The organism is Actinoplanes sp. NPDC021490 (assembly GCF_055562135.1).
Window position 1 is genome coordinate 329658 of record NZ_JBVHFW010000011.1, and the last position, 25445, is coordinate 355102.

At 70.1% G+C, this 25445-nt stretch carries 31 protein-coding genes; 20 read left to right on the forward strand and 11 right to left on the reverse strand.

Annotation, left to right across the window (positions count from 1 at the left end):
* Positions 1-32: 32 nt before the first annotated feature.
* Positions 33-1958, reverse strand: coding sequence for a carboxypeptidase regulatory-like domain-containing protein (locus ACZ3I4_RS28130; RefSeq protein WP_465385010.1), 1926 nt, complete (start codon positions 1956-1958; stop codon positions 33-35).
* Between the two features lie 156 nt (positions 1959-2114).
* Here ACZ3I4_RS28130 and ACZ3I4_RS28135 point away from each other — a divergent pair, with 156 nt between their 5' ends.
* The 5 genes from ACZ3I4_RS28135 (at position 2115) to amcA (ending at position 6859) form a co-directional block, all read left to right on the forward strand.
* Positions 2115-2489, forward strand: a complete 375-nt coding sequence (locus ACZ3I4_RS28135; protein ID WP_465385011.1) for a sterol carrier family protein — start codon at positions 2115-2117, stop codon at positions 2487-2489.
* 175 nt (positions 2490-2664) lie between these two features.
* Positions 2665-4221, forward strand: coding sequence for an amidophosphoribosyltransferase (purF, locus tag ACZ3I4_RS28140; protein WP_465385070.1), 1557 nt, complete (start codon positions 2665-2667; stop codon positions 4219-4221).
* A gap of 34 nt (positions 4222-4255) precedes the next feature.
* On the forward strand, positions 4256-5407 hold the full coding sequence (gene purM, locus ACZ3I4_RS28145; RefSeq protein ID WP_465385012.1) for a phosphoribosylformylglycinamidine cyclo-ligase: 1152 nt from the start codon (positions 4256-4258) through the stop codon (positions 5405-5407).
* 155 nt (positions 5408-5562) lie between these two features.
* On the forward strand, positions 5563-6666 hold the full coding sequence (gene amcB / locus ACZ3I4_RS28150) for a cyclophane-forming radical SAM peptide maturase AmcB (RefSeq protein WP_465385071.1): 1104 nt from the start codon (positions 5563-5565) through the stop codon (positions 6664-6666).
* Positions 6635-6859, forward strand: a complete 225-nt coding sequence (amcA, locus tag ACZ3I4_RS28155; protein WP_465385013.1) for a multiple cyclophane-containing RiPP AmcA — start codon at positions 6635-6637, stop codon at positions 6857-6859. The genes amcB and amcA overlap by 32 nt, the downstream gene beginning before the upstream one ends.
* Before the next feature lie 187 nt (positions 6860-7046).
* Here the strand turns inward: amcA and ACZ3I4_RS28160 are convergent, their stop codons facing one another.
* Positions 7047-7259, reverse strand: a complete 213-nt coding sequence (locus tag ACZ3I4_RS28160) for a DUF3073 domain-containing protein (RefSeq protein WP_250032080.1) — start codon at positions 7257-7259, stop codon at positions 7047-7049.
* 228 nt (positions 7260-7487) lie between these two features.
* On the reverse strand, positions 7488-8567 hold the full coding sequence (locus ACZ3I4_RS28165) for a Glu/Leu/Phe/Val family dehydrogenase (protein ID WP_465385014.1): 1080 nt from the start codon (positions 8565-8567) through the stop codon (positions 7488-7490).
* Positions 8568-8719: 152 nt separating this feature from the next.
* On the opposite strand from ACZ3I4_RS28165, the gene ACZ3I4_RS28170 reads away from it, so the two are divergent.
* Together ACZ3I4_RS28170 and ACZ3I4_RS28175 are read left to right on the forward strand one after the other, a co-directional pair.
* The gene (locus ACZ3I4_RS28170) at positions 8720-9559 is read left to right on the forward strand and encodes a DUF8083 family protein (protein WP_465385015.1); all 840 of its coding nucleotides are present in this window, start codon (positions 8720-8722) and stop codon (positions 9557-9559) included.
* Positions 9560-9852: 293 nt separating this feature from the next.
* Positions 9853-10062: a BldC family transcriptional regulator gene (locus tag ACZ3I4_RS28175; protein WP_014687221.1), complete on the forward strand. Its 210-nt coding sequence runs from the start codon at positions 9853-9855 to the stop codon at positions 10060-10062.
* A gap of 93 nt (positions 10063-10155) precedes the next feature.
* Here ACZ3I4_RS28175 and ACZ3I4_RS28180 read toward each other — a convergent pair whose 3' ends face one another.
* Positions 10156-10533 (reverse strand): PPOX class F420-dependent oxidoreductase, encoded by a 378-nt coding sequence (locus tag ACZ3I4_RS28180; protein WP_465385016.1) that lies wholly within the window; start codon positions 10531-10533, stop codon positions 10156-10158.
* A gap of 18 nt (positions 10534-10551) precedes the next feature.
* On the opposite strand from ACZ3I4_RS28180, the gene ACZ3I4_RS28185 reads away from it, so the two are divergent.
* The 4 genes from ACZ3I4_RS28185 to ACZ3I4_RS28200 all read left to right on the forward strand — a co-directional run bounded on the left by ACZ3I4_RS28185 (position 10552) and on the right by ACZ3I4_RS28200 (position 13795).
* Positions 10552-11328: a class I SAM-dependent methyltransferase gene (locus tag ACZ3I4_RS28185; protein WP_465385017.1), complete on the forward strand. Its 777-nt coding sequence runs from the start codon at positions 10552-10554 to the stop codon at positions 11326-11328.
* Complete coding sequence (locus ACZ3I4_RS28190) at positions 11325-11891, forward strand: RNA 2'-phosphotransferase (RefSeq protein ID WP_465385018.1); 567 nt, start codon at positions 11325-11327, stop codon at positions 11889-11891. Before ACZ3I4_RS28185 ends, ACZ3I4_RS28190 begins: the two co-directional genes overlap by 4 nt.
* A gap of 72 nt (positions 11892-11963) precedes the next feature.
* Entirely contained in the window at positions 11964-12530 is a 567-nt protein-coding gene (locus tag ACZ3I4_RS28195) for a hypothetical protein (protein ID WP_465385019.1), read from the forward strand.
* Positions 12527-13795 (forward strand): PrsW family intramembrane metalloprotease, encoded by a 1269-nt coding sequence (locus ACZ3I4_RS28200; RefSeq protein ID WP_465385020.1) that lies wholly within the window; start codon positions 12527-12529, stop codon positions 13793-13795. The genes ACZ3I4_RS28195 and ACZ3I4_RS28200 overlap by 4 nt, the downstream gene beginning before the upstream one ends.
* A 2-nt stretch (positions 13796-13797) precedes the next feature.
* Here ACZ3I4_RS28200 and ACZ3I4_RS28205 read toward each other — a convergent pair whose 3' ends face one another.
* Positions 13798-14046: a hypothetical protein gene (locus ACZ3I4_RS28205; protein WP_465385021.1), complete on the reverse strand. Its 249-nt coding sequence runs from the start codon at positions 14044-14046 to the stop codon at positions 13798-13800.
* A gap of 92 nt (positions 14047-14138) precedes the next feature.
* Here ACZ3I4_RS28205 and ACZ3I4_RS28210 point away from each other — a divergent pair, with 92 nt between their 5' ends.
* Together ACZ3I4_RS28210 and ACZ3I4_RS28215 are read left to right on the forward strand one after the other, a co-directional pair.
* Entirely contained in the window at positions 14139-14558 is a 420-nt protein-coding gene (locus ACZ3I4_RS28210; protein WP_465385022.1) for a PaaI family thioesterase, read from the forward strand.
* Positions 14559-14609: 51 nt separating this feature from the next.
* Entirely contained in the window at positions 14610-14999 is a 390-nt protein-coding gene (locus ACZ3I4_RS28215; RefSeq protein WP_465385023.1) for a hypothetical protein, read from the forward strand.
* Here ACZ3I4_RS28215 and ACZ3I4_RS28220 read toward each other — a convergent pair.
* Positions 14996-15304, reverse strand: coding sequence for a hypothetical protein (locus ACZ3I4_RS28220; protein WP_465385024.1), 309 nt, complete (start codon positions 15302-15304; stop codon positions 14996-14998). The two genes, ACZ3I4_RS28215 and ACZ3I4_RS28220, sit on opposite strands and share 4 nt — an antisense overlap.
* A 42-nt stretch (positions 15305-15346) precedes the next feature.
* Between ACZ3I4_RS28220 and ACZ3I4_RS28225 the strand changes: the two genes are divergently transcribed.
* Positions 15347-15967, forward strand: a complete 621-nt coding sequence (locus tag ACZ3I4_RS28225) for an HAD family hydrolase (protein ID WP_465385025.1) — start codon at positions 15347-15349, stop codon at positions 15965-15967.
* Here ACZ3I4_RS28225 and ACZ3I4_RS28230 read toward each other — a convergent pair.
* Entirely contained in the window at positions 15964-16992 is a 1029-nt protein-coding gene (locus ACZ3I4_RS28230) for a TDT family transporter (protein ID WP_465385026.1), read from the reverse strand. The two genes, ACZ3I4_RS28225 and ACZ3I4_RS28230, sit on opposite strands and share 4 nt — an antisense overlap.
* A 70-nt stretch (positions 16993-17062) precedes the next feature.
* On the opposite strand from ACZ3I4_RS28230, the gene ACZ3I4_RS28235 reads away from it, so the two are divergent.
* Entirely contained in the window at positions 17063-17959 is an 897-nt protein-coding gene (locus ACZ3I4_RS28235; protein ID WP_465385027.1) for a LysR family transcriptional regulator, read from the forward strand.
* 9 nt (positions 17960-17968) lie between these two features.
* On the opposite strand, the gene ACZ3I4_RS28240 is transcribed toward ACZ3I4_RS28235, so the two are convergent.
* Positions 17969-18391, reverse strand: a complete 423-nt coding sequence (locus tag ACZ3I4_RS28240) for a YybH family protein (RefSeq protein ID WP_465385028.1) — start codon at positions 18389-18391, stop codon at positions 17969-17971.
* Between the two features lie 94 nt (positions 18392-18485).
* On the opposite strand from ACZ3I4_RS28240, the gene ACZ3I4_RS28245 reads away from it, so the two are divergent.
* The 4 genes from ACZ3I4_RS28245 to ACZ3I4_RS28260 all read left to right on the forward strand — a co-directional run bounded on the left by ACZ3I4_RS28245 (position 18486) and on the right by ACZ3I4_RS28260 (position 21117).
* Positions 18486-18893 (forward strand): YciI family protein, encoded by a 408-nt coding sequence (locus ACZ3I4_RS28245; protein ID WP_465385029.1) that lies wholly within the window; start codon positions 18486-18488, stop codon positions 18891-18893.
* Positions 18881-20083, forward strand: coding sequence for an RNA polymerase sigma factor (locus ACZ3I4_RS28250; RefSeq protein WP_465385030.1), 1203 nt, complete (start codon positions 18881-18883; stop codon positions 20081-20083). Before ACZ3I4_RS28245 ends, ACZ3I4_RS28250 begins: the two co-directional genes overlap by 13 nt.
* A 196-nt stretch (positions 20084-20279) precedes the next feature.
* Positions 20280-20822 carry a Panacea domain-containing protein gene (locus ACZ3I4_RS28255; protein WP_465385031.1) on the forward strand — a complete coding sequence of 181 codons (543 nt, stop codon included), beginning with the start codon at positions 20280-20282 and terminating at the stop codon, positions 20820-20822.
* Complete coding sequence (locus ACZ3I4_RS28260; RefSeq protein ID WP_465385032.1) at positions 20815-21117, forward strand: hypothetical protein; 303 nt, start codon at positions 20815-20817, stop codon at positions 21115-21117. The genes ACZ3I4_RS28255 and ACZ3I4_RS28260 overlap by 8 nt, the downstream gene beginning before the upstream one ends.
* Before the next feature lie 210 nt (positions 21118-21327).
* On the opposite strand, the gene ACZ3I4_RS28265 is transcribed toward ACZ3I4_RS28260, so the two are convergent.
* The 3 genes from ACZ3I4_RS28265 to ACZ3I4_RS28275 all read right to left on the reverse strand — a co-directional run bounded on the left by ACZ3I4_RS28265 (position 21328) and on the right by ACZ3I4_RS28275 (position 24226).
* The gene (locus ACZ3I4_RS28265) at positions 21328-21819 is read right to left on the reverse strand and encodes a MarR family winged helix-turn-helix transcriptional regulator (RefSeq protein WP_465385033.1); all 492 of its coding nucleotides are present in this window, start codon (positions 21817-21819) and stop codon (positions 21328-21330) included.
* 192 nt (positions 21820-22011) lie between these two features.
* On the reverse strand, positions 22012-23337 hold the full coding sequence (locus ACZ3I4_RS28270) for a cryptochrome/photolyase family protein (protein WP_465385034.1): 1326 nt from the start codon (positions 23335-23337) through the stop codon (positions 22012-22014).
* A 1-nt stretch (position 23338) separates the two neighbouring features.
* Complete coding sequence (locus ACZ3I4_RS28275; protein WP_465385035.1) at positions 23339-24226, reverse strand: phytoene/squalene synthase family protein; 888 nt, start codon at positions 24224-24226, stop codon at positions 23339-23341.
* Positions 24227-24294: 68 nt separating this feature from the next.
* On the opposite strand from ACZ3I4_RS28275, the gene ACZ3I4_RS28280 reads away from it, so the two are divergent.
* Complete coding sequence (locus ACZ3I4_RS28280; RefSeq protein WP_465385036.1) at positions 24295-25428, forward strand: polyprenyl synthetase family protein; 1134 nt, start codon at positions 24295-24297, stop codon at positions 25426-25428.
* Positions 25429-25445: the final 17 nt, after the last annotated feature.

Sequence of the window (25445 nt, forward strand, 5' to 3'; positions counted from 1 at the left end):
GCGGAAACGCTGGCCGGCTCTTTTGGTGTTGATCAGTAGTCGTGGTTGCCGCGACGCGGGCCGGGAGTGTCCTGCCGGGGCGTCCCGCCGTAGGTGCCGCCGCCGCGCTGGCCCTGGTTGCCGGGCTGCGGCTGCTGGTCGTCGTAGCCGGTCTGCTCGTCGTAGCCACCGCGCTGGTCGTAGCCGGCGTCGTACCCGGCACGCTGGTCACCCTGGTAGCCGCCGGCCTGGTCGTACCCGCCGTACTGCTGGCCACCGGCCGGGCCGCCGTACTGGCCGCCACCTGGCTGACCGCCACCCTGCTGACCGCCGCCGTAGTTGCCGCCGCCGTACTGGCCGCCGCCCTGCGGAGCACCGCCCTGCGGGGCGTAGCCGGTGTTGTCCAGGCCCTCGCCGGGCGCGCCGCCCCACTGTCCGTAACCGCCCTGGTCGGCTTGTTCCTGTCCGTAACCGCCGGACTGGTAGCCGCCCTGGTCGTAGCCGCTGTGGTTGCCGCCCTGGTTCCCGCCGTACGGCTGGCCCTGGTCGTAACCGCCGTAGCCGCCCTCGTCGGGCTGGGCGTCGGGACGGTACATCCCGGTGGCCTCGCTGTACGCGCCGTAACCACCGGCCTGGGCGCCCTGCGCGCCGTAGGCGTCCTCTTCCGGCCGGCCGTACGAAGTGGACTCGCCGTACTGCTGGGTGCCCGCGCCGTACTGCTGGGTTCCTCCGCCGTACTGGTTGCCCTGGTCCCAGCCGCCGGCCGAGTTGCCGGCGAAACCGCCCTGCGGCGGCATCGGAACGCCGTACGGGTCGGGGAACTCGTCCTCGGCGGGCACCGGGCGCTGCAGCACCGTCGGAGCGTCGGCCATGGACGGGCCCCCGGAGAGCGGGGCGATCATGGTCGCGTCGTTGGCGCGGCCGCCACCGACCGGAGCCGCCACCCGGGTGGCGTCGCCGAACCGGCCCTGGCTCGGCGGCACGATCCCGCCGCCGCCGATGAGGCTGCTCGGGTCGTCGTCGTCACCGTCGTCGCTGTTGCGGCGGCGCAGCACCACCAGCACGATCGCGCCGATGCCGGCCGCGACCAGCAGGACGCCGATGATGATGTAGAGCATCGAGCCGCCCTCATCCTCGCCGGCGGCCTGGTCGGTCGCGGGGCCGGTGGTCGCCACCGTCTCCTCTGGGGCCGCTTCGGTGCTGACCTCGCTGGTCGGCGCGGAGGTGACCGTCGGGCTCGGCGAGGGCGTGGCCGACGGGGTGGCCGGGGCCTTGGACTTCAGCGTGAGAGCCACGACCACGCTCTGGCCGGCCTGCGCCTGCCGCTGCACGGTGGCGTCCTCGAAGCCCTCCTTGCCGGCGCCGATCGAAATCGTGCCGGCGGCGATCGGGTTGTTGTCCGACGAACGGAAGGAATACTGACCCGAGCCGTCCGACGTGGTCTGGAACTTGCGTTCGGTGCTGTCCTGCATGCCGACGAGGGCGCCCGCGACAGCCTTGCCGTCCTGGTCCTTGATGCGGCCGGAAACCTGCTGCACGGCCTCGGGCCGGTCGGGGCCCTTGATGGTGATCTGCTGGCTCGCCCGGTTCAGCTCGCCGTTGACCGTGGCGGTGATCGTCACGGTCGCCTGCCGCGTCTCGCCGGCGTTGATGTTGGGAGCCGTCAGCTGCACGGAGAAGTCGCGGCCGCCGTTGTCGACCTCGGCGATGCGCCCGCAGTCCTGGCCGTTGCAGTTGAGGCCGCCGCCGTTGACGCGGATGGTCGCCGCGGCGCGCCGGCCACCGTTGTCGTTGGTGTCGGCGACGCGGAACTTCATCTCGACGCTGGCTCCGGCCACGACGTCGGTCTGAAGGTCGGTGATCTGCACGTCCGGCGGACTGGCGAACGCCAGCGCGGGCGCGGCGAAGACTCCGCCCACGACCACCGCCAGTAACGCACCGGCCTGGGCCGCCCGGGTCCGTAGGTGCGTTCTCACCATCCACCGCCTTCCGGTCGCACGGTTGCCCGACCGCTTCTTCAGTGCCGGTTACATCCCGCGACTAAAACACCGTCGGCCACTATGCCTTGTCACACGTCCATCGCGCGACCCAGGGCCGCGTACCAATCTCGCTGAAGCGAGTCGTATCGTCCCGACGTGTCCCCTGCGCACAATAAATCCGAGTCCGTGATCCAGGCGTTGGACGCGCTGGACCGAGGCGTCGAACCCGAGAGATCAGTGCTGCGTGACGCGGTGCGAGCGCTGCTGACCGAGTTGTCCCGGAAGGCGCCCGGCCGATCGGTGGAGGTCCGGATTCCGCCTTTCGGTGCGATCCAGTGTGTTCCTGGTCCCAGACACACCCGCGGCACACCGCCCAATGTGGTCGAGACCGATCCGGTCACCTGGGTGCTCGTCGCCACGCAGCGTGTGAGCTGGGCCGATGCGCTGAGTGACGGACGCCTGCGCGCGAGCGGCATTCGCACCGACCTGACCGAATACCTTCCGCTCAGCGGAGAAGTCCCGGGCCGGTAAGGCAGGAAACCCCGTCGCTGAGCCCGAGCCGGAGCCCCGTGGCTCGCGTACACTGGGCGGTCGGAGCGGTCCAGCACGTTTTCCAGCAGCTCAGTCGAGCACAGCAGCTTGATCGAGCAGCGGCTTGGTCCAGCAAAGCAGCTCAGTCGAGCAGATCAGCATGAGGGAGCAACAGGTGCCCCGAGGCGACGGCCGGTTGACCGACGATCTCGATCCCCAGGAGCGCGGCCCCCAGGATGCCTGCGGCGTCTTCGGCGTCTGGGCCCCCGAGGAAGAGGTCGCCAAACTCACGTACTTCGGGCTTTTCGCTCTGCAGCACCGTGGCCAGGAGGCCGCGGGGATTGCGGTGAGTGACGGCTCGGGCGTGGTGGTCTACAAGGATCTCGGCCTCGTGTCGCAGGTCTTCGACGAGCCCACCCTGGCCAGTCTGCGGGGCCACCTCGCGATCGGTCACACGCGTTACTCCACCACCGGCGGCTCGAACTGGGAGAACGCCCAGCCGACGATCCGGGCCACCACGGCGGGCACGACGATCGCCCTGGCGCACAACGGCAACCTCGTCAACACGGCCGAGCTGGCCCGTGAGGTCGCCGAGCGGGGCCTGGAAGCCGACGTCGCCACCTCGGACACCGCCCTGGTCACCACGCTGCTGGCCAGCCGTCCCGACCTCTCGGTCGAGGCCGCCGCGCTCGAGGTGCTGCCCGGGCTGCGCGGCGCGTTCAGCTTCGTCTTCATGGACGAGAACACCCTCTACGCCGCCCGCGACGCCCAGGGCGTACGCCCGCTGGTCCTCGGCCGCATGGAGCGGGGCTGGGTGGTCGCCAGCGAGACCGCCGCTCTCGACATCGTCGGCGCCAGCTTCGTGCGTGAGGTCGAGCCGGGCGAGATGCTCGCCGTTGACGAGCACGGCCTGCGGTCCACCCGGTTCGCCGCGCCCGAGCCCAAGGGCTGCCTCTTCGAGTACGTCTACCTGGCCCGCCCCGACACGACGATCGCCGGCCGCAACGTGTATTCGGCCCGTGTCGAGATCGGCCGCCGGCTCGCCAAGGAGCACCCGGTCGAGGCCGACCTGGTCATCCCGGTGCCCGAGTCCGGCACCCCGGCCGCGATCGGCTACGCCGAGGCCTCCGGCATCCCGTACAGCGCCGGTCTGACCAAGAACGCGTACGTGGGCCGCACCTTCATCCAGCCGTCGCAGACGATCCGTCAGCTCGGCATCCGGCTCAAGCTCAACCCGCTGCGCGAGGTCGTGCGGGGCAAGCGCCTGGTCGTGGTGGACGACTCGATCGTCCGCGGCAACACGCAGCGCGCCCTGGTGCGCATGCTGCGTGAGGCCGGCGCGCTCGAGGTGCATGTGCGGATCTCGTCGCCGCCGGTGAAGTGGCCTTGTTTCTACGGCATCGACTTCGCCACCCGGGCCGAGCTCGTGGCCAACGGACTCGAGATCGATGGCATCCGCCGCTCGATCGGAGCCGACAGCCTGGGTTATGTTTCCCTGGACGGTCTGGTGCAGGCGACCGAGCAGCCGAAGTCCCGGCTCTGCATGGCGTGCTTCGATGGGCAGTACCCGATCGAGCTGCCGGCCGGCAACCTGATCGGCAAGCACCTGCTCGAGGGTGTCGGCAAGCGGGCTTCGATGCCGTCGGCCGACGACGAGGCGGCCACCGCGGCCGTGGCCGGGCTCGAGACGGAGTACGACGTGCGCGAGCTGGCCGGCCAGGGTGGCGCGTGACTTTGACGAACGAAGCAGCTTTAAGGGGAGAACCGTGACGCACGTGTCCGAGCGCAACAGTGCCGGGTCCAACGGCGCTGAGGGCGGCGACCGCCGGCCCTGGACGGCCGGTGGCGGCCGCGGGATGCGCAAGCGCACGGCGACGTACGCGGACGCGGGCGTCTCGATCGAGGCCGGCGACCGCGCGGTCGAGCTGCTCAAGTCGAAGGTCAAGAAGACCACCCGCCCCGAGGTCATGGGTGACCTGGGCGGGTTCTCCGGCCTGTTCAAGCTCAACACCGCGAAGTACAAGAGCCCGATCCTGGCCTCGTCGACCGACGGTGTCGGCACCAAGCTGGTGATCGCCCAGCAGCTCGACATCCACGACACGATCGGCATCGACCTGGTTGCCATGGTCGTCGACGACCTGGTGGCCTGTGGCGCCGAGCCGCTGTTCCTGCTCGACTACATCGCCTGCGGCGAGGTCGTGCCGGACAAGGTGGCCGAGATCGGCGCCGGCATCGCGGACGGTTGCCGTTACGCGGGCTGCGCGCTGCTGGGCGGCGAGACGGCCGAGCACCCGGGCGTGCTGCGTCCCGACGAGTACGACGTCTCCGCGACCGGCGTCGGCGTGGTGGAAGAGAGCGAGATCCTCGGCCGCGAGCGGGTCGAGGTGGGCGACGCGGTGATCGCGATGCGTTCCTCGGGTCTGCACTCCAACGGCTACTCGCTCGTGCGCCACGTGCTGCTCGGCGCCGGCCGGATGCGCCTCGACTCGGTGGTCGACGACTTCGGCAGCCAGCGCACGCTGGGCGAGGAACTGCTCACCCCCACCAAGATCTACGCCAAGGACTGCCTGGGCCTGATCGAGGAGACCGACGTCCGGGCCTTCTCGCACGTGACCGGCGGCGGCATCCCCGGCAACCTCAATCGTGTCCTGCCCGGGAACGCCGACGCGGTGGTCGACCGCTCGACCTGGCGCCCGCAGCCCATCTTCGACCTCATCCAGGCCAAGGGCCGGATCGAGGACAACGAGATGGAGGCCACGTTCAACATGGGCGTGGGCATGTTCGCGATCGTCTCTTCCGACGACGCCGACCGTGCGATGGCCTATCTCACCGGCCGCGGCGTCGAGGCGTGGCAGGTCGGCGAGGTCATCGACGGCACCGGTGAGGTGCAGATGATGGGGCAATACACCCGGGGCTGAGGCCTTGCTTCGCTATTGATCCGCATGTGTCGATATATGGCACATGCGGATCATTCGTTTACTCGGCTGGACCGCAGAGCCTAGCCTCTGACGTGAGTTCTTCACGCTTTCCGGTCGACGACGGGGGTACGGCAGTGGCGCACGCCTGGAGTGGGATGCACGGCATCGCGTCCGTTCCCACCTACGTCGTGATGCAGCCGACCACGCTCTGCAATCTCGACTGCGCCTACTGTTATCTGCCGTTCCGCGCCATGGACAAGCGCATGCCCGTCGAGGTGGCCCGGGCCGTGGCCGCCTCGGTCGAGGGCTGGGCCCACGAGGGCCGCTTCTCGGTCGTCTGGCACGGTGGTGAGCCTTTGGCGGCCGGCCGGGAGCATCTGGGCGCCCTGCTGGAGCCGTTCGGCCCGGGCGTCGAGCACCACGTGCAGACCAACGCCACGCTGATCGACGACGCCTGGTGCGAGTTCTTCCGCGACCACGACGTACGCGTCAGCGTGAGCGTGGACGGCCCCGAGGCGCGCAACGGCGAGCGGGTGACCCGGGGCGGCCGTCCGGCGTACGACCGGATCGTGCGCGGAATCGAGGCTCTTCGCCGGCACGACATCCCGTTCTCGGCGCTGTGCGTGGTCGGTGATCCGCGTCCCGGAGCCGCCAGCGAGCTCTACGACTACTTCCTCGGGCTGGGCTGCGACGTCCTCGGCATCAACGTCGAAGAGCAGGAGGGTGTGAACACCCGCGCCAACGGTCACGCCGCGGCCGACGTGACGGCGTTCTGGGCCGAGCTGGTCACCGCCTGGCGGGCCGACCCCCGCATCCACCTGCGCGAGGTCGAGTGGTCGCTGCGCTACGTGGCCGCGGTGCTCGACGGCACGGCCGACGCGCTGCTGCCCCGGCGGCTCGACCCGATTCCCACGATCGCCCACGACGGCTCGGTCGTGCTGCTCTCGCCCGAGCTGGCCGGCTTCTCCGATCCGCGCTACGGCGACTTCACCAGTGGCAACGTTCTGACCACGCCGCTGGGCGAGATCCTGGCCGGTGCCGCGTCCACGCCGTGGATAGCCGAGTTCCTGCGCGGCGTGGAGTCGTGCCGTGCCACCTGTCCGTACTTCGGTTTCTGCGGTGGCGCCCACGCGGCCAACCGCTACTTCGAGCAGGGCCGGTTCGATACCACCGAGACCGACCACTGCCGGAACAGCAAGATTCGCCTACTGGAGGGAGTGCTGGACCATGCCCGAGATTACGAGCCCTCGGCCGTCTGACGACCTGGGGTCAGATCCGGTGACGGCGCGGGTGCACGACACCCGGGCCGGGTTGGCCGCGCTCATCGAGGAGGCGGAGGACGCACGGCGGGCACGCGCGGAGAGCACGGCGGAAGAAGGCTCGGCGGTGTGCGCCTGGAACCACTTCGAGAACATCCCTACGTTCTACAACTGGAACAACCGACCCAGATGAAGGGCTCGACTTGGCTCCGCAGGCCCGGAAGAGGCCGGCAGCCGGCGAGTCACGAGTCCACGTAGGTTGGCTCCAGAATCGAAGCCCACGCGAGCGTCAGCCCGCGTGGGCTTCCATTGAACCGCAGGGTTGTGACCACGACACACATGCGAGCACGCGGAGAGCCGCGTGCTCTATGCGATACGGGTCAGCGCCTTGTAGGCGACCAGGAATCCTGGTCGTCGTCAGCGTCGTCCTCGTCATCGTCGACGAACTCATCTTTATCGTCGTCGAAATGACGGTCGGACTGACCGGCACCCGCCAGTTCGCGCTGCAAGGCGGTGAGGTCGGTGTTCGGGGAGTGGTACTTCAACTCCCGGGCCACCTTCGTCTGCTTGGCCTTAGCACGGCCGCGCCCCATGGCTCGACCCCCTCGCACAGAATTCGGGGCAGCCCGAAGGCGGGCCCCGATGACGTCAGGCATCTCTCGTGGGTCTTACGGTACATGGACGATGCCGTCTTCGGCACCTCGGGTTGCGTGTGACACTGCCGCGCGTCGCGGTTTTCCGTTCCGGAACGCACGGCAGGCACTAAACCGCTCTCTTTTCCGGTCCCGGGGCCCACCGTTCGGGTCCCGGATGCCGTCCGTTCAGCTGAGATAGATGGAGCGCAGCCGGCCGACCTCGGCCATGCGCTGCTCGGCGAGACGGTCGGCGGCGACGGCCGGTGCGACCCCTTCGCTGTCGGCCGTCTGCAGGATCCGGCGGGTCGTGTCGAAGATGCCGGTCGCGCGCAGCTTTGCCCGCTCGAAGTTGAAGCCCTCGATCTCGTCGGCCACCTGGATCACGCCGCCCGCGTTGACCAGATAGTCGGGCGTATAGAGGATGCCCCGCTCGGCCAGCGTCTTCTCGATGCCAGGGTGGGCCAGCTGGTTGTTCGCGCCGCCGGTGACGACCTTGGCCCGCAGCAGCGGCACGGTGTCGTCGTCCAGCGCGCCGCCCAGGGCGCACGGGGCATAGACGTCGAGATCAGAGGTGATCAGCGCCCGGGTGTCGGCCACGAGCTCGATCTGGGGATGGGTGGTGCGGGCCCAGTTCAGGGCGGCCTCGTTGACGTCGGTGGCGATCACGGTGGCGCCGTCCTCGATCAGGTGACCGGCGAGATACTTCCCGACCTTGCCCAGACCGGCGATGCCCACCGTACGGCCGGCCAGCGTGGGACGGCCCCACGTGTGTTCGGCGGCGGCGCGCATGCCCTGGAAGACGCCCCATGCGGTGAGGATCGAGGAGTCGCCGGCGCCGCCGTGCTCGAGGCTGCGACCGGTGACGTAGCTGGTCTCACGGGCGATCAGATCCATGTCGGGGACATAGGTGCCGACGTCGCACGCGGTGTAGTAGCGCCCGTGCAACGACTCGACGAAGCGCCCGTACGCCCGCAGCAGCCCCTCGGACTTGGCGCGGGCCGGGTCGCCCCAGATGACGGCCTTGCCGCCGCCCAGGTCAAGACCGGCCAGGGCGTTCTTGTAGGCCATGCCGCGGGAGAGCTTGAGCACGTCGGCCAGGGCCGCGTCCTCACTCTCGTACGGATAGAAACGGGTGCCGCCGAGTGCGGGCCCGAGGGCCGTGGAGTAGATCCCGATGATCGCCTTGAGGCCGGTCTGCCTGTCCTGGCAGAAGACGACCTGTTCGTGACCGCTGGCGTCGGTGCCGTCGGTGTCGAACACGCCCATGGCTGTTCTCCTGATCCTTGTCGAGGCCCTCGTGGGGCGGCGAGTGCCGGCGGGGGTGTGCCGGACATTTGCGAGCCTAGTCGGGCGTCCGGCGGCGGGATTACGTCCGCGCGGGAAGTTCCACCCGGCCGATTTCGTGAAAGGATCGCGCCGTGCCGTCACTGTTCGCGTCGTACCTGAGGGTTTACGAACCACTGACCGCCTTCGACCGCGACCGTCAGGTTTTCTGGCGCAAGTACGCTCGCGAGGGCCGTGCCCTGGGTCCCGTCGAGGGGCCGGTCCGGCAGCGCTCGGCCGTGCTCGAGGCGCTCGGCGCCGGCTGGACCCGGCTGCCCGACCTGCCCGACGAGGCGTACGTGCTGCAGTGGGGTGATTCGCTGCTGGTCTGCCCGTGGAACCTGCGCCTGCGCGTGGCCGAGGCCGCCCTCAACGCGCGCGACGGCGTGCCCAGCGTGCTGGCCGACGCGTTCGTGCCGCCGGTGCTGGCCGGCCAGGCCAAGGCCATCGTGGAGGACTGGCGCAGCGGGGCCAAGGTGCTCGAGCACGGCGTGCCCCGGGTGCACGAGCAGATCGCCACGTGGGGCGTGCCGTTGCGCTGGTTCGTGTTCGTCGATCTGGAGGAACGCGAGATCAACCTCGCCTCCGGCCAGCGCACGTTGCGTTACCGCACCGAGATCTCCAAGGCCCGCCGGCGTGCGCACCGCGCCGTCGCCGTGCTGCGCAAGTCGCTGGGCGACGCCCCGATCACCGAGGCGGTCGAGGAAGGCACCCGCTGGCTCGAGGAGTTCCATCCGCGCTCGATCGTGGAACTCGACTACGGCGGCCTCGTCAACCTCCTGCCGGATGACGTTCTCGCTGGTGACGATTCACCCGGACTGGTGGCGGCCGGACTTTCGGCACTCTCCCGCGGCGACGCCGACGACGCGTCCGCGGCGTACGAGAAGCTGGTCGATCGCTGGCGGGCCGTTCAGTTGCTGGAGCGGTGCAACTGAGTCGCGGCTGAGCTGCGGAGATGCGGACAGAAGGGCAGTTTTCGCCACCCGTGGGAACGCTCCCGAGGCGAATACTCTTCGTGATCGCCGCTCACCGAAGCGTGATAATCGGACTAAACGAGACACTATCTGGCGTAGAAAACACGCAAAAATCGGGCATGCTTCATCCGTCTATCTGGGGACCTTCGTCCGTTCGGCCCATGTCGGACATCGGGGACTAGCCGGACCATGAGAGACGCACCGGCCGGCGGGACCCCGGCCGTTGTCTATAGGTACCTGTGGAGGAGTGACCGATGGCATCGCGTACGCACGATCCTGAGCCGCTACTAACGCCGGCCGAGGTGGCGTCGATGTTCCGTGTCGACCCGAAGACCGTCACTCGGTGGGCGAAGGCCGGCAAGCTGAGTGCGATCCGCACTCTGGGCGGCCACCGTCGTTACCGGGAGTCGGAGGTTCGCGCCCTGCTGCAGGGGCAGATTCCCACGCAGCGTCAGGGCGACTGACGGACCTGGACTCACGTCGAGGCGAAAAATCGTTGCTAGGGGCGAGCGTCGGGGAAGACGATCGCCCCTTCTTCGTCTCTATCGATGGGCGATTTATGCGGGATCGACGGCAATTACGGTGATCCGATCGCGCCCGCCCAGCAGCTTGTAGCGGAGCATCCCGGCCAGACCGGCGATCCGGTACTTCCGGCCGAGCACCCCGGCGTAGTGATCGCGCTCATCGTCGCCGACGACGCGGGCCCGGCCCTCGACCGTCTCGCCGCGCACGTTGCCGCGGAAGTCGCAGGCGGCCACGGTGACCCGCGGATTGTTGCCGACCCGCTTCACCTTGTACGACTTGGACTCCGTCCAGATCGCCACGCCCTCACCGGCCGGTAGCACCCAGACGGGTGTCGGAACCGCCCGCCCGTCCTTACGAAATGTCGTCAGCAGGACGTACTTCTCGGAACCGAGTTGCCCCAGAGCGGTCATGCGCCAAGGGTAGTGACCATGCAAGAGCCACCGATAGGCGACGTGTTCGGCGAGATGATCCGGGACGCGTACGCCGTCCGCACCGGGGTGGGACCGCGGCCACTGGCCGGTGGACGGGTGCCGCGCCCGGTCATCGAGGTGATCGAGCGCGACGACGGCCTGATCAACGGGGCGCCGGTCGACCACTACCTGGACGAGCCCGGCGACTGGCAGCCGCACGACCACCGCGCGCTGCGGCTGTGCCGGGGTCACGTGCTCGACATCGGCGTCGGCGCCGGTCGCACCGCGATCGAGCTGCAGCGCCGGGGCATGGCGGTGACCGGCCTCGACACGTCGCACGGGGCGATCGAGGTGGCCCGGAAGCGCGGCCTGCGCGACACCGTGATCACCACCGTCGACGCGTACGCCGGGGCCAGCGCCCGGTACGACACCTTCCTGCTGCTCGGCAACAACCTCGGGCTGCTCGAGGGCCCCGAACGGGCGCCGGTCTTCCTGGAGGCGCTGGCCCGCCTGGCCAATCCGCGCGCCCGCATCATCGCGCAGGGCACCGACCCGTACGGCACCACCGATCCCGTGCACGCCGGCTATCACCGGCTCAACCGGGAGCGCGGTCGGCTCGGTGGCCAGCTGCGTCTGCGGCTGCGCTACCGGCTCCTGGCCACCGAGTGGTTCGACTACCTGAACTGCTCGGCCGGCGAACTGAAGTCGCTGCTCGAGGGCACGCGCTGGCGCCTGAAAGCGGTCGATACCGAGGACCATCCCTACTACCTCGCGGTCATGGAGCTGGCGGAGTGACCGGGCTCGGTCGCGACCAGGTGCGGACGAGCCGCCGCATCTCCCTGGTGCTGCGGCATCGTCCAGAGTCGGCCGGGCTGACCCTCGACGCGAACGGCTGGGTGCCGGTGGCCGACCTGCTCGCCGCACTCGGTCTGACCCGGGCCGAGCTGGACGCGATCGTCGAGCACAACGACAAGTCGCGCTTCGCGATCGCCCGCCGCGACGACGGCGCCGACTGGATCCGGGCCAGCCAGGGGCACTCCCGGCGCGTCGAGGTCGACCTGGACCTGCCGCCCGCCGAGCCTCCGGCCGTGCTCTTCCACGGCACGCCCGCGGCCAACCTCGAAGCGATCCTGCGCGAGGGCCTGCGACCGGGCAGTCGTCACCACGTGCACCTCTCCCCGGACGTGCCGACCGCGCTGGTCGTGGGTCGCCGCCGGTCGGCCGACGTGGGAGTGCTGCGAGTGTCCGCGGCCGAGATGGCCGAGGGCGGGCACGTGTTCCACCGCAGCGCGAACGGGGTGTGGCTGACCTCGGCCGTTCCCCCCGACTATCTCGCGATAGAACCGACAAATCGGTAGAACTGCTGGTTGATCAGCACTCCACAGTGGCCGAACGTCACGACTCGGCGTACCCGCCGTTAGCGTGGAAGCATGGCGAGGATCACCCGGCGTCAACTGACGAACCTCCTCGGCGCGCTGGGTCTCGCCGCCACCCTGGCCGGACTGGCCTTCGGGCTGCCGGCGATCGACCGGTCGCTGCCCTCCGAGCGCGCGATCGGCAGCAACGTGCCCTATCCGATCGGAGCCGGGGTGACGGTCGTGCCCCCGCCCGGCGCCACCCTCGACGTGACCGGCACGCGGCCCGGCGACAGCGAGGCAACCGTGCTGTTCCGGCTGGGCCCGGTCAAGTACGCGATCGTCGTGCGTCCCTTCGACGGTGACCTCGGCGCCGCGGCCGAGCGACTACGCAAGCGCATCATCGACACGACCGGCTATCAGGTCACCGGGGCTCAACTGCAGGTGAGCACGGCCGAGGGGCTGGCCGGATTGCAGGGCGGCTACACCGCTCCCGGGCGGGGCGGGCGGTACGCGGTCTTCGTCGCCGACGGTCACACCATCGAGGTGACGATCAGTGGCAACGATCTCGACCTCGGTCGCAGGCTGCCGCAGATAGAAGCCAGCACCCGTACGCTCCGGCAGGCGGGTGAGCGGCGGTGACGGCCTCGGTGGTGCGCCCGGCCCGGAGCCCGCGCGTCTCCGCCCTCGTACGGGTGCCGGCCTTCTGGGTGGTCCTCACGCTGCTGGCCGCGGGTGGCTGGCGGATGGCCGGGATGACCGGGCATTTCTTCGCGGCCTATCCGAAGGCCACCACCACCTCGATCCTGCTGTTCTCGCTGCTCGCCGTGCCGTTCTGGCTGTTCGTCTCGGAGCTCGACTTTCTCGAACGGGAACCGGCCGAACTGCTGGTGCTCGCGTTCGCCTGGGGCGCCCTGGTCGCCACCACAGTCTCGATCCCCGGCGGCGTCGCGCTGGAGAACCTGATGGCCAAGCTGGGCTCGCCGCACCTGGCGGCCGACTGGGGCGTCGCCTTCGCCGGGCCCACGGTCGAGGAGATCGCCAAGACCCTCGGCGTGGTGGCGATCGTGCTGGTTGCCCGATCGCAGGTCAACAGCGTGCTCGACGGGGTGGTCTACGGCGCGATGGTCGGCCTCGGGTTCCAGATCGCCGAGGACATCGTCTTCGCCGTCGGCGCGGTCGCGTTGGCCGGACAGGGCGACCAGGTGCAGCCGGTGATCGCGACGTTTTTGCTGCGCGGGTTTCTGGCCGGCATCTGGAGCCACACGCTCTTCGGCGCGCTGGCCGGGGCGGGCATCGGCTATCTGGTGGTCGGCAGCGGGCGGAGCCGTCCGCACCGGCTCGCGGTGGCGGCGCTGGCCGTGCTCGGGGCCTGGGCCTCGCACGTGCTGTGGAATTCGCCGCTGTTCGTGGACGGGCTGGGCAACGGCGCGCTCGCGCTCCTCGGCGTACTGCTGATCAAGGGTTTGCCGCCGTTGTTGCTGATCCTGCTGCTGGTCCGCCACTTTCAGGACCGGGAGGCCGATTACTACGTCGAGCGGCTGGCCGGCCTGACCGACCCCGAGCTGATCACCGCGGGCGAGTTGACCGTGCTCGGTTCCGGTTCACGGCGGGCGGCGGCCCGCCGGCTCGCGGAGGCTCGAGCCGGTCGAGAGGCTTCCGCCGCCGTACGCCGGTTGCAGCGTGCCCAGGCCCGGCTGGCGGTGGAACTCAGCCGGGCCGACGCCGGTTCGATCGCATCGGCCCGGGCCGCCGTCCGGGAACAGCGCGCGGTGCTGAAACGGCTCGGGCATCCCGAAGCCGTCGCGGGCCCGGTCTCGTGGCGGCACCGGGCCTCGACGATCGCCACCACAGCCGTGGCGATCGCCGTGCTCTGGGTCGCGCTCAGCGCCCTCGGCGGGGCCTGAGGTCAGACCACCGGCGGGTGACCACCATCGCCGTCGACGATCATGTCGGGAGTCCCGTCCTCGTCCAGATCGACCATCGTGATGTCGACCTTGCCGTCGCCGTCGGTGTCGAACTGGAACAGGTCGGGCTTGCCGTCCCCATCGGTGTCGGACACCCAGACGTCGGTCTTGCCGTCCCCGTTGGCGTCCTGCGCGATGAGATCGACACGCTCGTTCCCACGCGTCTCGACGGTCTCCTGCGGCTCGGTCATGCGGCCTCCCTGCATTGCGAACACGGTCGCAGGGAAGAGTAGGGCCCAAGTCACAGGACCGCGAGCCCAGCGTCGCCGGTAACGTTCATCGAATGGACATAGCGGCCGACAGCGTGCAAGACCTGTTCACCACCGGGGGCGGCGGATCGCTGGGCGAGCGCATGGGCATCAAGCTCACCGAGGCCTCGGCCGAGCGGGTCGTGGGCACCATGCCGGTCGAGGGCAACACCCAGCCGTACGGGCTTCTCCACGGCGGCGCCTCCTGCGTGCTGGCCGAGACACTGGGCTCGGTGGGCGCGGTCATGCACGGTCAGAGTGTCGACCGGCCGTTCGCGGTGGGCGTCGACATCAACGCCACGCATCACAAGGCCGCGCGTTCCGGCGTGGTCACCGGCGTCGCCACTCCGGTGCACCGCGGCCGCACCATGGCCACGTACGAGATTGTCATCACCGACGACAGCGGCGAGCGGGTCTGCACGGCCCGCATCACCTGTTTACTGCGCGGGGCTTAGTTTTCGCCTCCCGCCGCGCGAACCTTGACCACCCCACGTACCTTCTTTCACGTGACCGAGGTACCACAGCACGCTATCGACGACGCGGCACTCGTGCTTCAGAGTGCGCTGAGCGGCGACAGTGATGCTGTGGTCGGCACGTTCGACTCGGTGGTCGACCGCTCGGGCATCGTCGGGGCCTACGACGTCGCCTGGTGCCTCGCCGCCACCATGGTCGGCCGGGTGCCGTCGGGCGGGGCGTGGACGCTCGACTTCCCCGGCATCGACGACGCGCGGTACGACAAGCGCTGGGTCGCCCGCTTCATCAGCGCGTACGCCAACGGCGACATCCCGACCGCCGAGGCGCTGTTCGGCGCCGCGATCGCCGATGGGCAACTGCCCGACTGCCTGCTCGCGCTGGCCGGGTCGACCGTGGCGACCCTGCGCCACCGCGCCGCCTAACGCGCTTTGAGATAGAGCGCCTTCGCGTATTGCGCCGTCGCGGCCTCGTTGTACATCGAGGCCTCCTGCATATAGAACTCGTGGTCGGCCAGCGCCGCCTGCGCCTGCGACGTGCTCTTCCAGCGGATGCTCGCATCGATCTCGGAAAGCCCGCGCGCCTTGAACTGCCGGCGCATCGCCATCCGCCCCTTGCGGAACACCTCCTGAGCCTCCTCGGCGTGCTTCATGGCAACGAACGCCTTCTCGCTGAGGGCCTCCGCCATGGTCCAAGCAGCCTGCTCGGCCGCGTTCGTGAAAGTCAGCACGCCGTCCTCCTTGACCCGCGAGTGCTCTGACAAGATCGATGAATGTTGTTGCTGCTCGATCTGGACAACACTCTTATCGACCGCGCTGCCGCCTTCAAGGCCTGGGCACATGCCCGCTTCGGCGAATCCGAGGTGGCGTGGCTGGTCGCGGAGGATCGGGACGGCTACCGGCGGCGGGAGGAACTGGCCGGAGTGATCGCGTCGCGCTACCACCTGGACGCCGCCGACGTGCTGATCGACCTGCGTGCGGGCATGGTCGACCAGCTCGCGCCGGACCCGCTGGTGGCGGCCGCGCTGACCGGGGCCGCGTCGGCCGGGTTCGCGCCGGTCGTCGTCACGAATGGCACGGTCGCCCAGCAGGAGGCCAAGCTGCGCCGCACCGGACTGGACCGTCTGGTGGCCGGGTGGATCGTCTCCGAGGGCGCCGGCGTGCGCAAACCCGACCGGCGCATCTTCGAACTGGCGGCCGCCGCGGTGGGCCGGACCCTGGCCGACGGCGGCTGGATGATCGGCGACCACGCCGAATACGACATCGGCGGGGGGATCGGGGCCGGACTGCGTACGGGCTGGGTCTCGGCCGGTCGGGACTGGCCCGTCACGCTCGCCTATCACCCGACGGTGACCGCCCCCGACTGCGTCACCCTGCTGCGCGGGCTCGTTTAGACCTCGATCGGGACCGGGATCGGGCGGGGCGCCGGGCGCCAGAGGTCGCTGCGGGCCGTGCGGGTGGCGACGACCGTCCAAGCGGTCACCAGAACGACGAAGAACGCCACGGCCAGCACGGTCAGCAGCGCCGAGCCGGTGCGGGCAGCCATGCCGCCGGTCGCGGTCACGACCGTGCCGATGGGAAACGTGAAGCTCCACCACGTCAAGGAAAAGGGCAGACCGGCCCGTACGGTGCGGACTGTGATCGCCGCGGCGAGAGCGGCCCAGAAGAGGGCGAAGCCCAGCGTGGGCACGCCGAACAGCACGGCCAGCATCTGCGCGCCGGAGGCGTACGGGTCGGGCAGCACCCCCTCGGAGGCGCGACCCAGCAGGTGGAACGCGGTGACCGACTGACCGAGCGGCCCCAGCACGATCCACAGGGTCGGCACCATTCGCGCGGCGCCGACCTGGTGGCGCACCAGACGGGCCCAGATCTGCGAGATCACGATCACCGCGGCGAACAGGCTGATCCCGGCGAAGGCGTAGCAGGCCACCAGCAGATCACGACCGAAGGACACGTGCGGCACGAGCAGCGCGCCGGTCGCCGCGGACACCATCGGCGACACCACGGGCATCAGCCAGCCACCGAACGCCGCATCGTCCGCGGCGGCCAGACCGGGCCGGGTCATCATCCGGTACGGGACGGCGACCGCCACGATCAGGCCGAGCAGAGTTCCGGCGCTCCACAGCACGAGGTCGGCCGCGACGGCGAACGAGCCGGGGCCGAGCAGCAGCGTGCCCGCGCCCACGGTCATCAGCGCCATCGGCGGCGCGCCCCAGAACTGCATGAGCACCGGGTCGTCGAGGTGGCTGACCCCGCGCCGGGCGACGGCCGTGACGACGGCGACGAGCAGCAGGGCGGCCAGGAGCCACATCACGGTGGCGAAGGCGTGCAGGCCCGGCACGTGCACGGGCAGGGTGGCGGCCGCGGTGGCGACGATCCCGGTGCCCATGACGGAGGCGAACCAGTTGGGTCCGAACATGCCTCCACCCTGCGCCCCGAAAAGCCAGGCCAGTAGGGGTCGATCTCGCCTGAGGTCATAACCTCTTGTTATGCCTCTGCCGCCGCTCACCGCCGACCTGACCGGGTTCGACCTGCTGCTCAGCGTGGCCCGGCTGGGCAGCGTGGGCCGCGCCGCCGCCGACCACCGCATCTCGCAGCCGGCCGCCAGCGCCCGCCTGCGCGAACTCGAGCGGCGGGCCGGGCTGACCCTGCTGCACCGGACGCCGCGCGGCTCCACGCTGACCGCGACCGGCGCGCTGGTCGCCGACTGGGCCCGGACCGCGATCGACGCGGCCGACGCGCTCGCCGCCGGACTGGCCGCGCTGCGCGCCACGCACGAAAGCCGCCTCACGGTCGCCGCCAGCCAGACCGTCGCCGAATATCTGCTGCCCGCCTGGCTGGTCGCCCTGCGCGCCGCCCACCCCGGGCTGGCCGTCACGCTGCAGGCCGCGAACTCGGCCGACGTCGCCGCCGCGGTGCTCGCCGGCCAGGTCGAGCTGGGTTTCGTCGAAGGCCCCGACCTGCCGTCCGGCCTGCACGACGAGGTGGTGGCGACCGACCGGCTCACCGTCGTGGTCGCGCCGGGCCACCCGTGGGCCAAACGGCGCCGGGCGGTCACGGCGGCCGAACTGGCCGCCACCCCGCTGGTGTCGCGCGAGGCCGGTTCGGGCACGCGGCGCGCGTTCGACCAGGCGCTCGGCGACCTCACGGCGGCGGCCCCGCTGCTCGAACTGTCGTCGACCACGGCGATCAAGCATGCGGTGGCCGCCGGATCCAGCGCGGCCGTGCTCAGCTCGCTGGCGGTCACCGCCGAACTCGCGGCCGGCACTCTGATGGCGGTGCCGACCGCGGTGCCGTTGCAGCGCCGGTTGCGGGCCGTGTGGCGGGCCGCCGACCAGCTGATCGGCCCGGCCAGTGACCTGTACGCGATCGCCCGCCGGGCCTGACGGCTCCCGCTACGGCTTCAGGTCGATGGCGGCCGCGAACGATCCGTCCATCCGGAACGGCACCGACTCGTGCTCGTGGACGACGAGCCAGCGCCCGTCGATGCGGCGCAGACCGAGCGTCACCCGATACCAGAGAGTGAAGTCGTCGGTCGTGCCCTTGGGGCGTCCGCTCATCGAGTCGTAGCTGGTGGCGAACGCGACGTCGCCGTCGGCGGTGATCTCGAGCTGGGTGACCTGGCGGCGCGGCGGCGCCTCGAAGGTGGCCAGCCACTGCTCGACCGGGGCCGGGTCGTTGCCGTCGACGCGCTTGCCCAATGGCGGCGCCAGGTCGAACGTGACCACCTCGGACGCCGAAAAGGCCAGGAACGCCTTCACGTCGCCCTCGCTCAGCCGTGCGGCCCGCTGCTCGATGAGCTCTCGGATCTCCTGCATTGCTGGACTCCTTATTGGTTTCATCAACTTTCGCCCGGGACGTCGAAGCCGGGGCCGTGGTTTCGACATCCTGGTGAGCAAAGGAGATGACGCCGTGAAATATCTGATCCTCATCCAGTCGAACGAGCGCAGCCTCGCGATCTGGGACAAGATGACCGACGACGAGCGGACCGCCTTCGGGGTGGGCCACCTCAAACTGTCCGACGAGATGGGGTCGGCCGGGGTGCTGGTCGCCTCCGAAGGGCTGGCCGATCCGTCGCTGGCCCGGTTCGTCACGATCCGCGACGGCGACCCGGTTGTGTCGGACGGCCCGCTCGCCTCGGACGGCCCGCTTGCCTCTGATGGCCCCTTTGCGGAAGTCAAGGAACACCTTGCCGGCTTCTATCTGATCGACGTGGCCAGCGAGAAGGACGCGTACGAGTGGGCGGCCAAGGTGCCCGACGCGGCCACCATCGGGGTCGAGGTGCGGCCGGTGCTGGACATGAGCGGGTGGGAGTTCTGACCTCTTTCGAGGACGTCTTGCGGACCGCCGCGCCGCAGGTGCTGGGCGCGGTGGTGCGCCGCTACGGCGACTTCGACATGAGCGAGGACGCGGTGCAGGAGGCGCTGCTGGCCGCGGCCGGACAGTGGCCGGTCGAAGGCCTGCCCGACAACCCGCGGGCGTGGCTGATCCGGGTGGCGTCGCGGCGCCGCATCGAGCTGCTGCGCAACGAGGAGGCCCGCCGCCGCCGCGAGACGCTGCCGCCGGACCCCGCTCCGGAGGTGCGCGGCGACGACGAACTCACCTTGCTGCTGCTCTGCTGCCATCCGGCCCTGACCCCGGTCTCCCAGGTGGCGCTGACGCTGCGGGCCGTGGGCGGCCTGACCACAGCCGAGATAGCCCGCGCCCTGCTCGTGCCGGAAAGCACGGTGGGCCAGCGGATCAGCCGCGCGAAGAAGAAGATCCGCGACGCCGGGGCCCGCTTCGTGATGCCGGCCGCCGACGAGCTTTCGAACCGGCTGACCGGCGTACGGCAGGTCCTGTACCTGATCTTCAACGAGGGCTACACGGCCAGCTCAGGCACGTCGCTGCACCGCGTCGAATTGAGCACCGAGGCGATCCGCCTGACCCGCCAGCTGCACGCGGCCCGGCCGGACGACGGCGAGACGGCCGGCCTGCTGGCCCTGATGCTGCTGACCGACGCCCGCCGCCCCGCCCGCACCCGCCCCGACGGAGCCTTGGTGCCGCTGGCCGACCAGGACCGCACCCGCTGGAACCGCGCGGCGATCGCCGAGGGCGTCGAAATCATCACCGCTGCCCTGCGCGACACCGCAATAGGCCCGTTCCAACTGCAGGCGGCCATCGCCGCCGTCCACGACGAGGCCACAACCGCCGCCGACACCGACTGGCCGCAGATCTTGTCCCTCTACCGCCTGCTCAACACCCTGGCCCCCGGCCCGATGGTCACCCTGAACCGAATCGTGGCGCTGTCCGAGGTAGACGGCCCGCTGGTCGGGCTACGAGCCCTGGCGGAAGCCGCCACCGACCCGGCCCTGGCCAACCACCACCGGTTGGCCGCCGTCCGGGCCCACTTGCTCGAACGCGCCGGCGATGTGGTCGCCGCCCGAGACGAATACTTGCAGGCGGCCCGCCTGACCCTGAGCCTGCCGGAACGCCGCTACTTGGAATCCCGGGCCGCCCGGCTGCGCTGACCAACCGAGGCAATCGATCGATGATTCGCTATTGATGTCGGATCGAGGACAGAGTCGGCTCGGCGACACCACTACCTTCGGTAATGAGATCGTCACAAGTCACGACGAGGGCGAGATCATGCCGACCGATACTGCGAACCCCGCAATGACCGTCCGAGGGAAAGCCACACGGCAGCCCCGGCGTTATGTTGCGCCGATGACCGCCAGCGCTCGCACCGTCGCCGCCGCACTGCACGATCGAGTTGCCGGACTCGGCGCGAGTCGGCTCAACAGCCTGCTGTATTTCTGCCAGGGCCACCATCTGAGCGATCTCGGCGAGCCGTTGTACGCCGAGCCCTTGTTCGCGGTGGCCGGCGGTGCCGTTGTCGAAACGTTTGCCAGTGACGAGTCGGACGAGTTGGTGGGGGAGCAGGTGAACTCCGTCGGCTATGTCGTGTCCCGTTACGGCAAGCTCAGTGCCGGCGACCTGCGCACTCTGGTTCGCGCCGGCGACCCGTGGAAGCTTGCTGCTGCCCGGCCGGAGGATCCGCGGATCGAATGGGTCTGGCTGACCGACTGGTTCACCCGGGCTGCGGCCGCGCTGGAGCCCGATGAGCCGCGTCTGAGTCGTGAGCAGATCGAGAAGCTCGCCGAGAGAATTGCCGTGCAACCGGCCGATTCGGCCCCCGGAGCTCCTTTGACCCGCGAAGGAATCCAGGCGCGTATCGATGCGGCGAGGAAACGAGCGGGCGGTGGCTGACAGGCCGGCACCCTGGACGCTGCTCAAGTTCGACACGTGCCTGGACGACTGGGCCGCGCTGGAGAAGCCGCCGCCGGATCTACTCATCATCATCAACACGTGGCTTCTGGACCTGCTGGATGATGCGCTGGTGGGTCAGCGAATGAGCAACATGCCGGGGTGGCGATTCGCTGTCATTCCGGGCAGCTACAACGGAGCCGACATGGTCACCTGCATTTTCCGGGTGGACGAGGCGAAGCGCGTGGCGACCTGTAGCTACTACGGCTACCAGGCGCCGCCGTTCGGCCATGCGTAAGTGCCTATCGGCGGCGCAGGCCGGCTCGGCTTGTGATTACTCGGTAGCCGTTTTCGAATTCGAGCAGGGCGCTGTTTCGGGTGCCTCGGATCAGGATTCGGCAGGGCTGGCCGGAACGGTCGACGCCGTCTCCGAACCAGGGGACCCGGGTCTGGACTCCGGGGTACGTCAGCGTTCGGTGGCGCCACGTCCAGACGTACGGGAAAGGGGTCATGGTCGGCGTGGGGGCTTTTTGCGGGGGGCGGCTGACCGTGGGGGCTCGGTGCGCATGTGGTCGCGTACGCGGGAAAGGGCTTGACCCAGATTGGTGACGTCGGCGTCGGTCAGCTGGTCGAACAGGAGGCGTCGGACCACCTCGACGTGGCCGGGGAACACGCGGTCGATGCGGGACCGGCCGGCGTCGGTGATGGTGACCAGGGTGGCGCGCTCGTCGTCGGGGTGGGGGGCTCGGGTGATCAGGCCGGCCTTTTCCATCTGGGCGGCCTGATAGGTGAGGCCGCTCCGGCTGTAGACGACGCCGTCGGCCAGCTCGGTCATGGTGAGCCGGCCATTCGCGGCCAGGAGGCGCATCAGCAGCTGGAACTGGATGTCGCTGAGGTCGCCGTCGGTGCGGAGCTGCTGCTCGACGGCGTGCTGGAGCAGGTTGACCGATTCGACCAGCGCCAGGTAGGTCCTCAGCTCGTGGGGTTGCAATCCGGGCACGCGATCAGGCTACCGCTGGGGAATCGCCTGATCGGGGGCCCGGCTGACGTGCACCAGAGCGTTTCTTGCGGTAGGACAGGCAACGGCACAAGCGGTAAGAGAACGGGCGCGGGGCCCGCCGACCTCGACGTTATGACGGACGCAACGAGCCGGCGGACCCCGCTGAGACCCGCCCGGGCGTACCGGGCGGGGTCACGGCCGCAGCCACACCGCCTCATCTCGGTGTGACTCGAGCGGCCCCGGGTAGTCGAGGCCACGCCGGACCTCGTCCGGCAGACGCCAGGGTTGGTGCACGGCGCCGCCCTCGACACCCTTGAGTTCGGGTACGTAGCGCCGAACGTACACGCCCTCGGGATCGAATCGTTGTGCTTGGCGAATCGGATTGAACTTCCGGTACGGCCTGGTGTCGTTGCCGGTGCCCGCCACCCACTGCCAGTTGCCCGAGTTGTTGGGCACGTCCCCGTCGAGCAGCCAGCGGAAGAACCACTGCACTCCGGGCCGCCAGTCGACGCCGAGATGCTTGGTCAGGAAGGCCGCGGTGATCAGGCGGGCCCGGTTGTGCATCCAGCCCTCGGCGCGCATCTGACGCATCCCGGCGTCCACGATGGGGACTCCGGTCGTGCCCTCCTGCCAGTGCTGCAGCGCGTCGGCGTCGTCGCGCCACTCGGTGTCGCCGGAGGGCCGGATCGGTTCGGTCGACAGCTTCGGCATCGACAGCGCGACCTGGTAATAGAAGTCACGCCAGCACAGTTGCCGCGCGTACTCCTCGGCGTCGTGCTTGATCGCGGCGTTGGCCAGTTCCAGGGGCGAGAGGCAACCGAAGCGGAGGTACGGGCTGAGCCGGCTGGTGCCGTCGGCGGCCATGTCGTTGTGCAGGTCGGGGTAGGGCCCGATGTGCCGCAGCCAGGTGGCGAACATCCGGCGCGCCTCGGTCTCGCCGCCGTCGGCCGCGTCCGGGGACTCGCCTTCGGGCAGCGGGGGCAGCGGGCCCGGCGTCACGCCGTCCGGCAGGGTGAGCCGGCTCGGGGTGGCTACCTCTTCGCGCCACTGGGCCGCCCGCCAGGAGCGGTGGTATGGGGAGAACACCCGGTACGAGTTGCCGCCTCCGCCCGGCCGCAGCACGCCGGGGTCGACCACGGTCAGGCCGGGGAAGAGCTTGAGCGACATCCGGTGCCGCTCGCACTCCTCCTCGAGCCGCTTCTCGCGACGCCGGGCGTACCGGCTCACGTCGGCCGCCATCCCGATGCCCTCGGCGTTGACCGAGCGGGCCAGCTCGATGGTCTCGCGCACCGGGTCGCCGGTCCGGATCACCAGGTCGCCGCCCAGGCCGCGCAGGGTGGCGCGCAGGTCGGCCAGGGCCTGGTGCAGGAAGCGGGAGCGGTTGGGCGAGAGCCGGCCGAGCGCCGGGTCCAGCACGTACAGCGGCACGACCCGTTCGGCGTTCGCGCAGGCGGCGGCGAGCGCGGGATTGTCGCGTACGCGAAGGTCCCGGGTGAGAAGGACGACGGCGGTCCGCACGTCAGGCCGCCAGCCCGACCGGGGTGCCCGGCTTGGTCAGCAGGCTGCGCACGGCCACCGCGGCGCGTTTGCGGTTGGGGACGGTCGCGCGGCCGGCGAAGAGGTCGTAGTCGTTGGCTTCGATCTCGCCGAGGATGCCGCCGTAGAGCGCGTACGCGGTCCGCATGCAGGCCTGCGAGGCGGGCTCGAGCATCACGATCCCCGGGGCGGCCGCCGCGTAGTGCTCGCGGGCGACCCCGATCTCGTACCGGATGAGCTCTTTGATCTCGGGGGTGGCCTGCCCGCGCTCGAGGTCGGACCGGGTGACGCCGAAGCGGCCGAGATGCGACTCGGGCAGATAGACCCGGCCCCGCTCGAGGTCCTCGGCGACGTCGCGGATGAAGTTGGTGAGCTGGAACGCGAAGCCGAGCTGCCGGGCGGGTTCGCGGGCGGCGGCCGGATCGCGCGACCCGAGGATCGGCAGCATCATCGTGCCGATCACGGCGGCCGAGCCCTCCATGTAGTCGAGCAGGTCGTCGTACGTCCGATACCCGGTCACCGTGAGGTCCATCGCCATGCAGCGCAGGAACGTCGCGAAGTCGTCGACGTCCAGGTCGAACACCGCGATGGTGTGCAGCACCGCCGGCAGCAGCGGGTCGTCGACCGGCTCGCCGCGCAGGCCCGCGACGAACGCGTCGGACCACTCGCTCAGCTGCCGGGCCCGCTCGTCCGCAGGAAGTTCCCAGGTTTGATCGACGATCTCGTCGGCATACCGGGTGAATCCGTAGAGCGCGTGCACGTGCCGTCGTTTCCAGGTCGGGAGAAGTTTGGTGGCCAGGTAGTACGTGCGGCCGTGCCGCTTGTGCAGCACGCGGCAGCGCTCGTAGGCAGCGGCCAGATCGATGTCCACGAGAAAGCCTCCGGAGAAAATCGACGCACGAATCGACGCAACTTCAAAGTAAGGGTACGGTACCTCTCGTGGCCAATGACACGCTCCAGGGAAAACGGCACCGGGGCATCCCCCGACAGGGCGCGTCGCCGCACGCGCTGATGGACGCGATCGAGGGCACGCTGGCCGACTTCCTGGCCGCGCAGACCGGGACGCTCGACTCGATCGATCCCGCCCTCGGCCGTTTCGCCCGCACCGCCCGTGACCTGGTGCTCGCCGGCGGCAAGAGGTTGCGGCCGGTGTTCGCGTACTGGGGCTGGCGTGGCATCGCGGGTCCCGACGCGCCGATCGAGCCGGTGCTGCCGGCCTTCGCGGCCCTCGAGCTCATGCACACGTTCGCGCTGGTGCACGACGACGTCATGGACGAGTCGGACACCCGCCGGGGCATGCCGACCGCGCACCGCATCTTTGCCGGGCAGCACGAGCACGACTTCAGCATCGGTGACCCGGAGCGATTCGGCTCGGCGTCGGCCATCCTGATCGGCGACCTCTGCCTGGTCTGGGCCGACCAGCTGCTGGCCCGTTCCGACGCGCCACCCACCGTCCGCGCTTGCTACGACCGCATGCGGGTCGAGGCGATCGCCGGGCAGTACCTCGACGTCCTGGGCGAGAGTCAGCCCGGCGCCTGGTCGGTCGAGCGCGCGCTGCTGGTCGCCCGGCACAAGACCGCCAGCTATACCGTCCAGCGCCCGCTGCAGCTCGGGCTCGCGTTGTCCGGCCACACCGACGCCGACACCGAATCCGCGTACGGGAAATACGGGCTCGCGGTCGGTGAGGCGTTCCAGCTTCGCGACGATCTGCTCGGCGTGTACGGGGATCCGGCCGTCACCGGCAAGCCGGTGAGCGACGACCTGCGTACCGGAAAGCCCACCACCCTGCTCATGCTCGCCCGCAAGCTCGCCACCCCGGCGCAGCGGGCCGAGCTGACCCTGAACCCCGCCGGAGCCGTCAACCCCGCCGTCGGCTCCGGCGGGCTGAACCCGGCCGAGGTTGAGCGCCGCGCCCAGGTCATCACCGAGACCGGCGCGCCCGCCCGGCTCGAGGCGATGATCCAGGAGCGGGTCGCCGACGGCATCGCCGCCCTGGCCGGTGCCCCGATTTCCGAAGAAGCGCGGGCCGCGCTCATCGAGCTTGCCGTCCGTGTGACGCACCGACCGGCATGATGTCCTTCCGGAGGTGC

Coding starts and splice junctions, on each gene's coding strand:
- ACZ3I4_RS28225 (WP_465385025.1), top strand. CDS start 15,347: ATGTTGTTGCTGCTCGATCTGGACAACACTCTTATCGACCGCGCTGCC.
- ACZ3I4_RS28185 (WP_465385017.1), top strand. CDS start 10,552: ATGCAAGAGCCACCGATAGGCGACGTGTTCGGCGAGATGATCCGGGAC.
- ACZ3I4_RS28235 (WP_465385027.1), top strand. CDS start 17,063: ATGCCTCTGCCGCCGCTCACCGCCGACCTGACCGGGTTCGACCTGCTG.
- ACZ3I4_RS28165 (WP_465385014.1), bottom strand. CDS start 8,567: ATGGGCGTGTTCGACACCGACGGCACCGACGCCAGCGGTCACGAACAG.
- ACZ3I4_RS28210 (WP_465385022.1), top strand. CDS start 14,139: ATGGACATAGCGGCCGACAGCGTGCAAGACCTGTTCACCACCGGGGGC.
- ACZ3I4_RS28195 (WP_465385019.1), top strand. CDS start 11,964: ATGGCGAGGATCACCCGGCGTCAACTGACGAACCTCCTCGGCGCGCTG.
- ACZ3I4_RS28255 (WP_465385031.1), top strand. CDS start 20,280: ATGACCGCCAGCGCTCGCACCGTCGCCGCCGCACTGCACGATCGAGTT.
- amcA (WP_465385013.1), top strand. CDS start 6,635: ATGCCCGAGATTACGAGCCCTCGGCCGTCTGACGACCTGGGGTCAGAT.
- ACZ3I4_RS28180 (WP_465385016.1), bottom strand. CDS start 10,533: ATGACCGCTCTGGGGCAACTCGGTTCCGAGAAGTACGTCCTGCTGACG.
- ACZ3I4_RS28175 (WP_014687221.1), top strand. CDS start 9,853: ATGGCATCGCGTACGCACGATCCTGAGCCGCTACTAACGCCGGCCGAG.
- amcB (WP_465385071.1), top strand. CDS start 5,563: ATGCACGGCATCGCGTCCGTTCCCACCTACGTCGTGATGCAGCCGACC.
- ACZ3I4_RS28230 (WP_465385026.1), bottom strand. CDS start 16,992: ATGTTCGGACCCAACTGGTTCGCCTCCGTCATGGGCACCGGGATCGTC.
- ACZ3I4_RS28205 (WP_465385021.1), bottom strand. CDS start 14,046: ATGACCGAGCCGCAGGAGACCGTCGAGACGCGTGGGAACGAGCGTGTC.
- ACZ3I4_RS28160 (WP_250032080.1), bottom strand. CDS start 7,259: ATGGGGCGCGGCCGTGCTAAGGCCAAGCAGACGAAGGTGGCCCGGGAG.
- ACZ3I4_RS28130 (WP_465385010.1), bottom strand. CDS start 1,958: ATGGTGAGAACGCACCTACGGACCCGGGCGGCCCAGGCCGGTGCGTTA.
- ACZ3I4_RS28240 (WP_465385028.1), bottom strand. CDS start 18,391: ATGCAGGAGATCCGAGAGCTCATCGAGCAGCGGGCCGCACGGCTGAGC.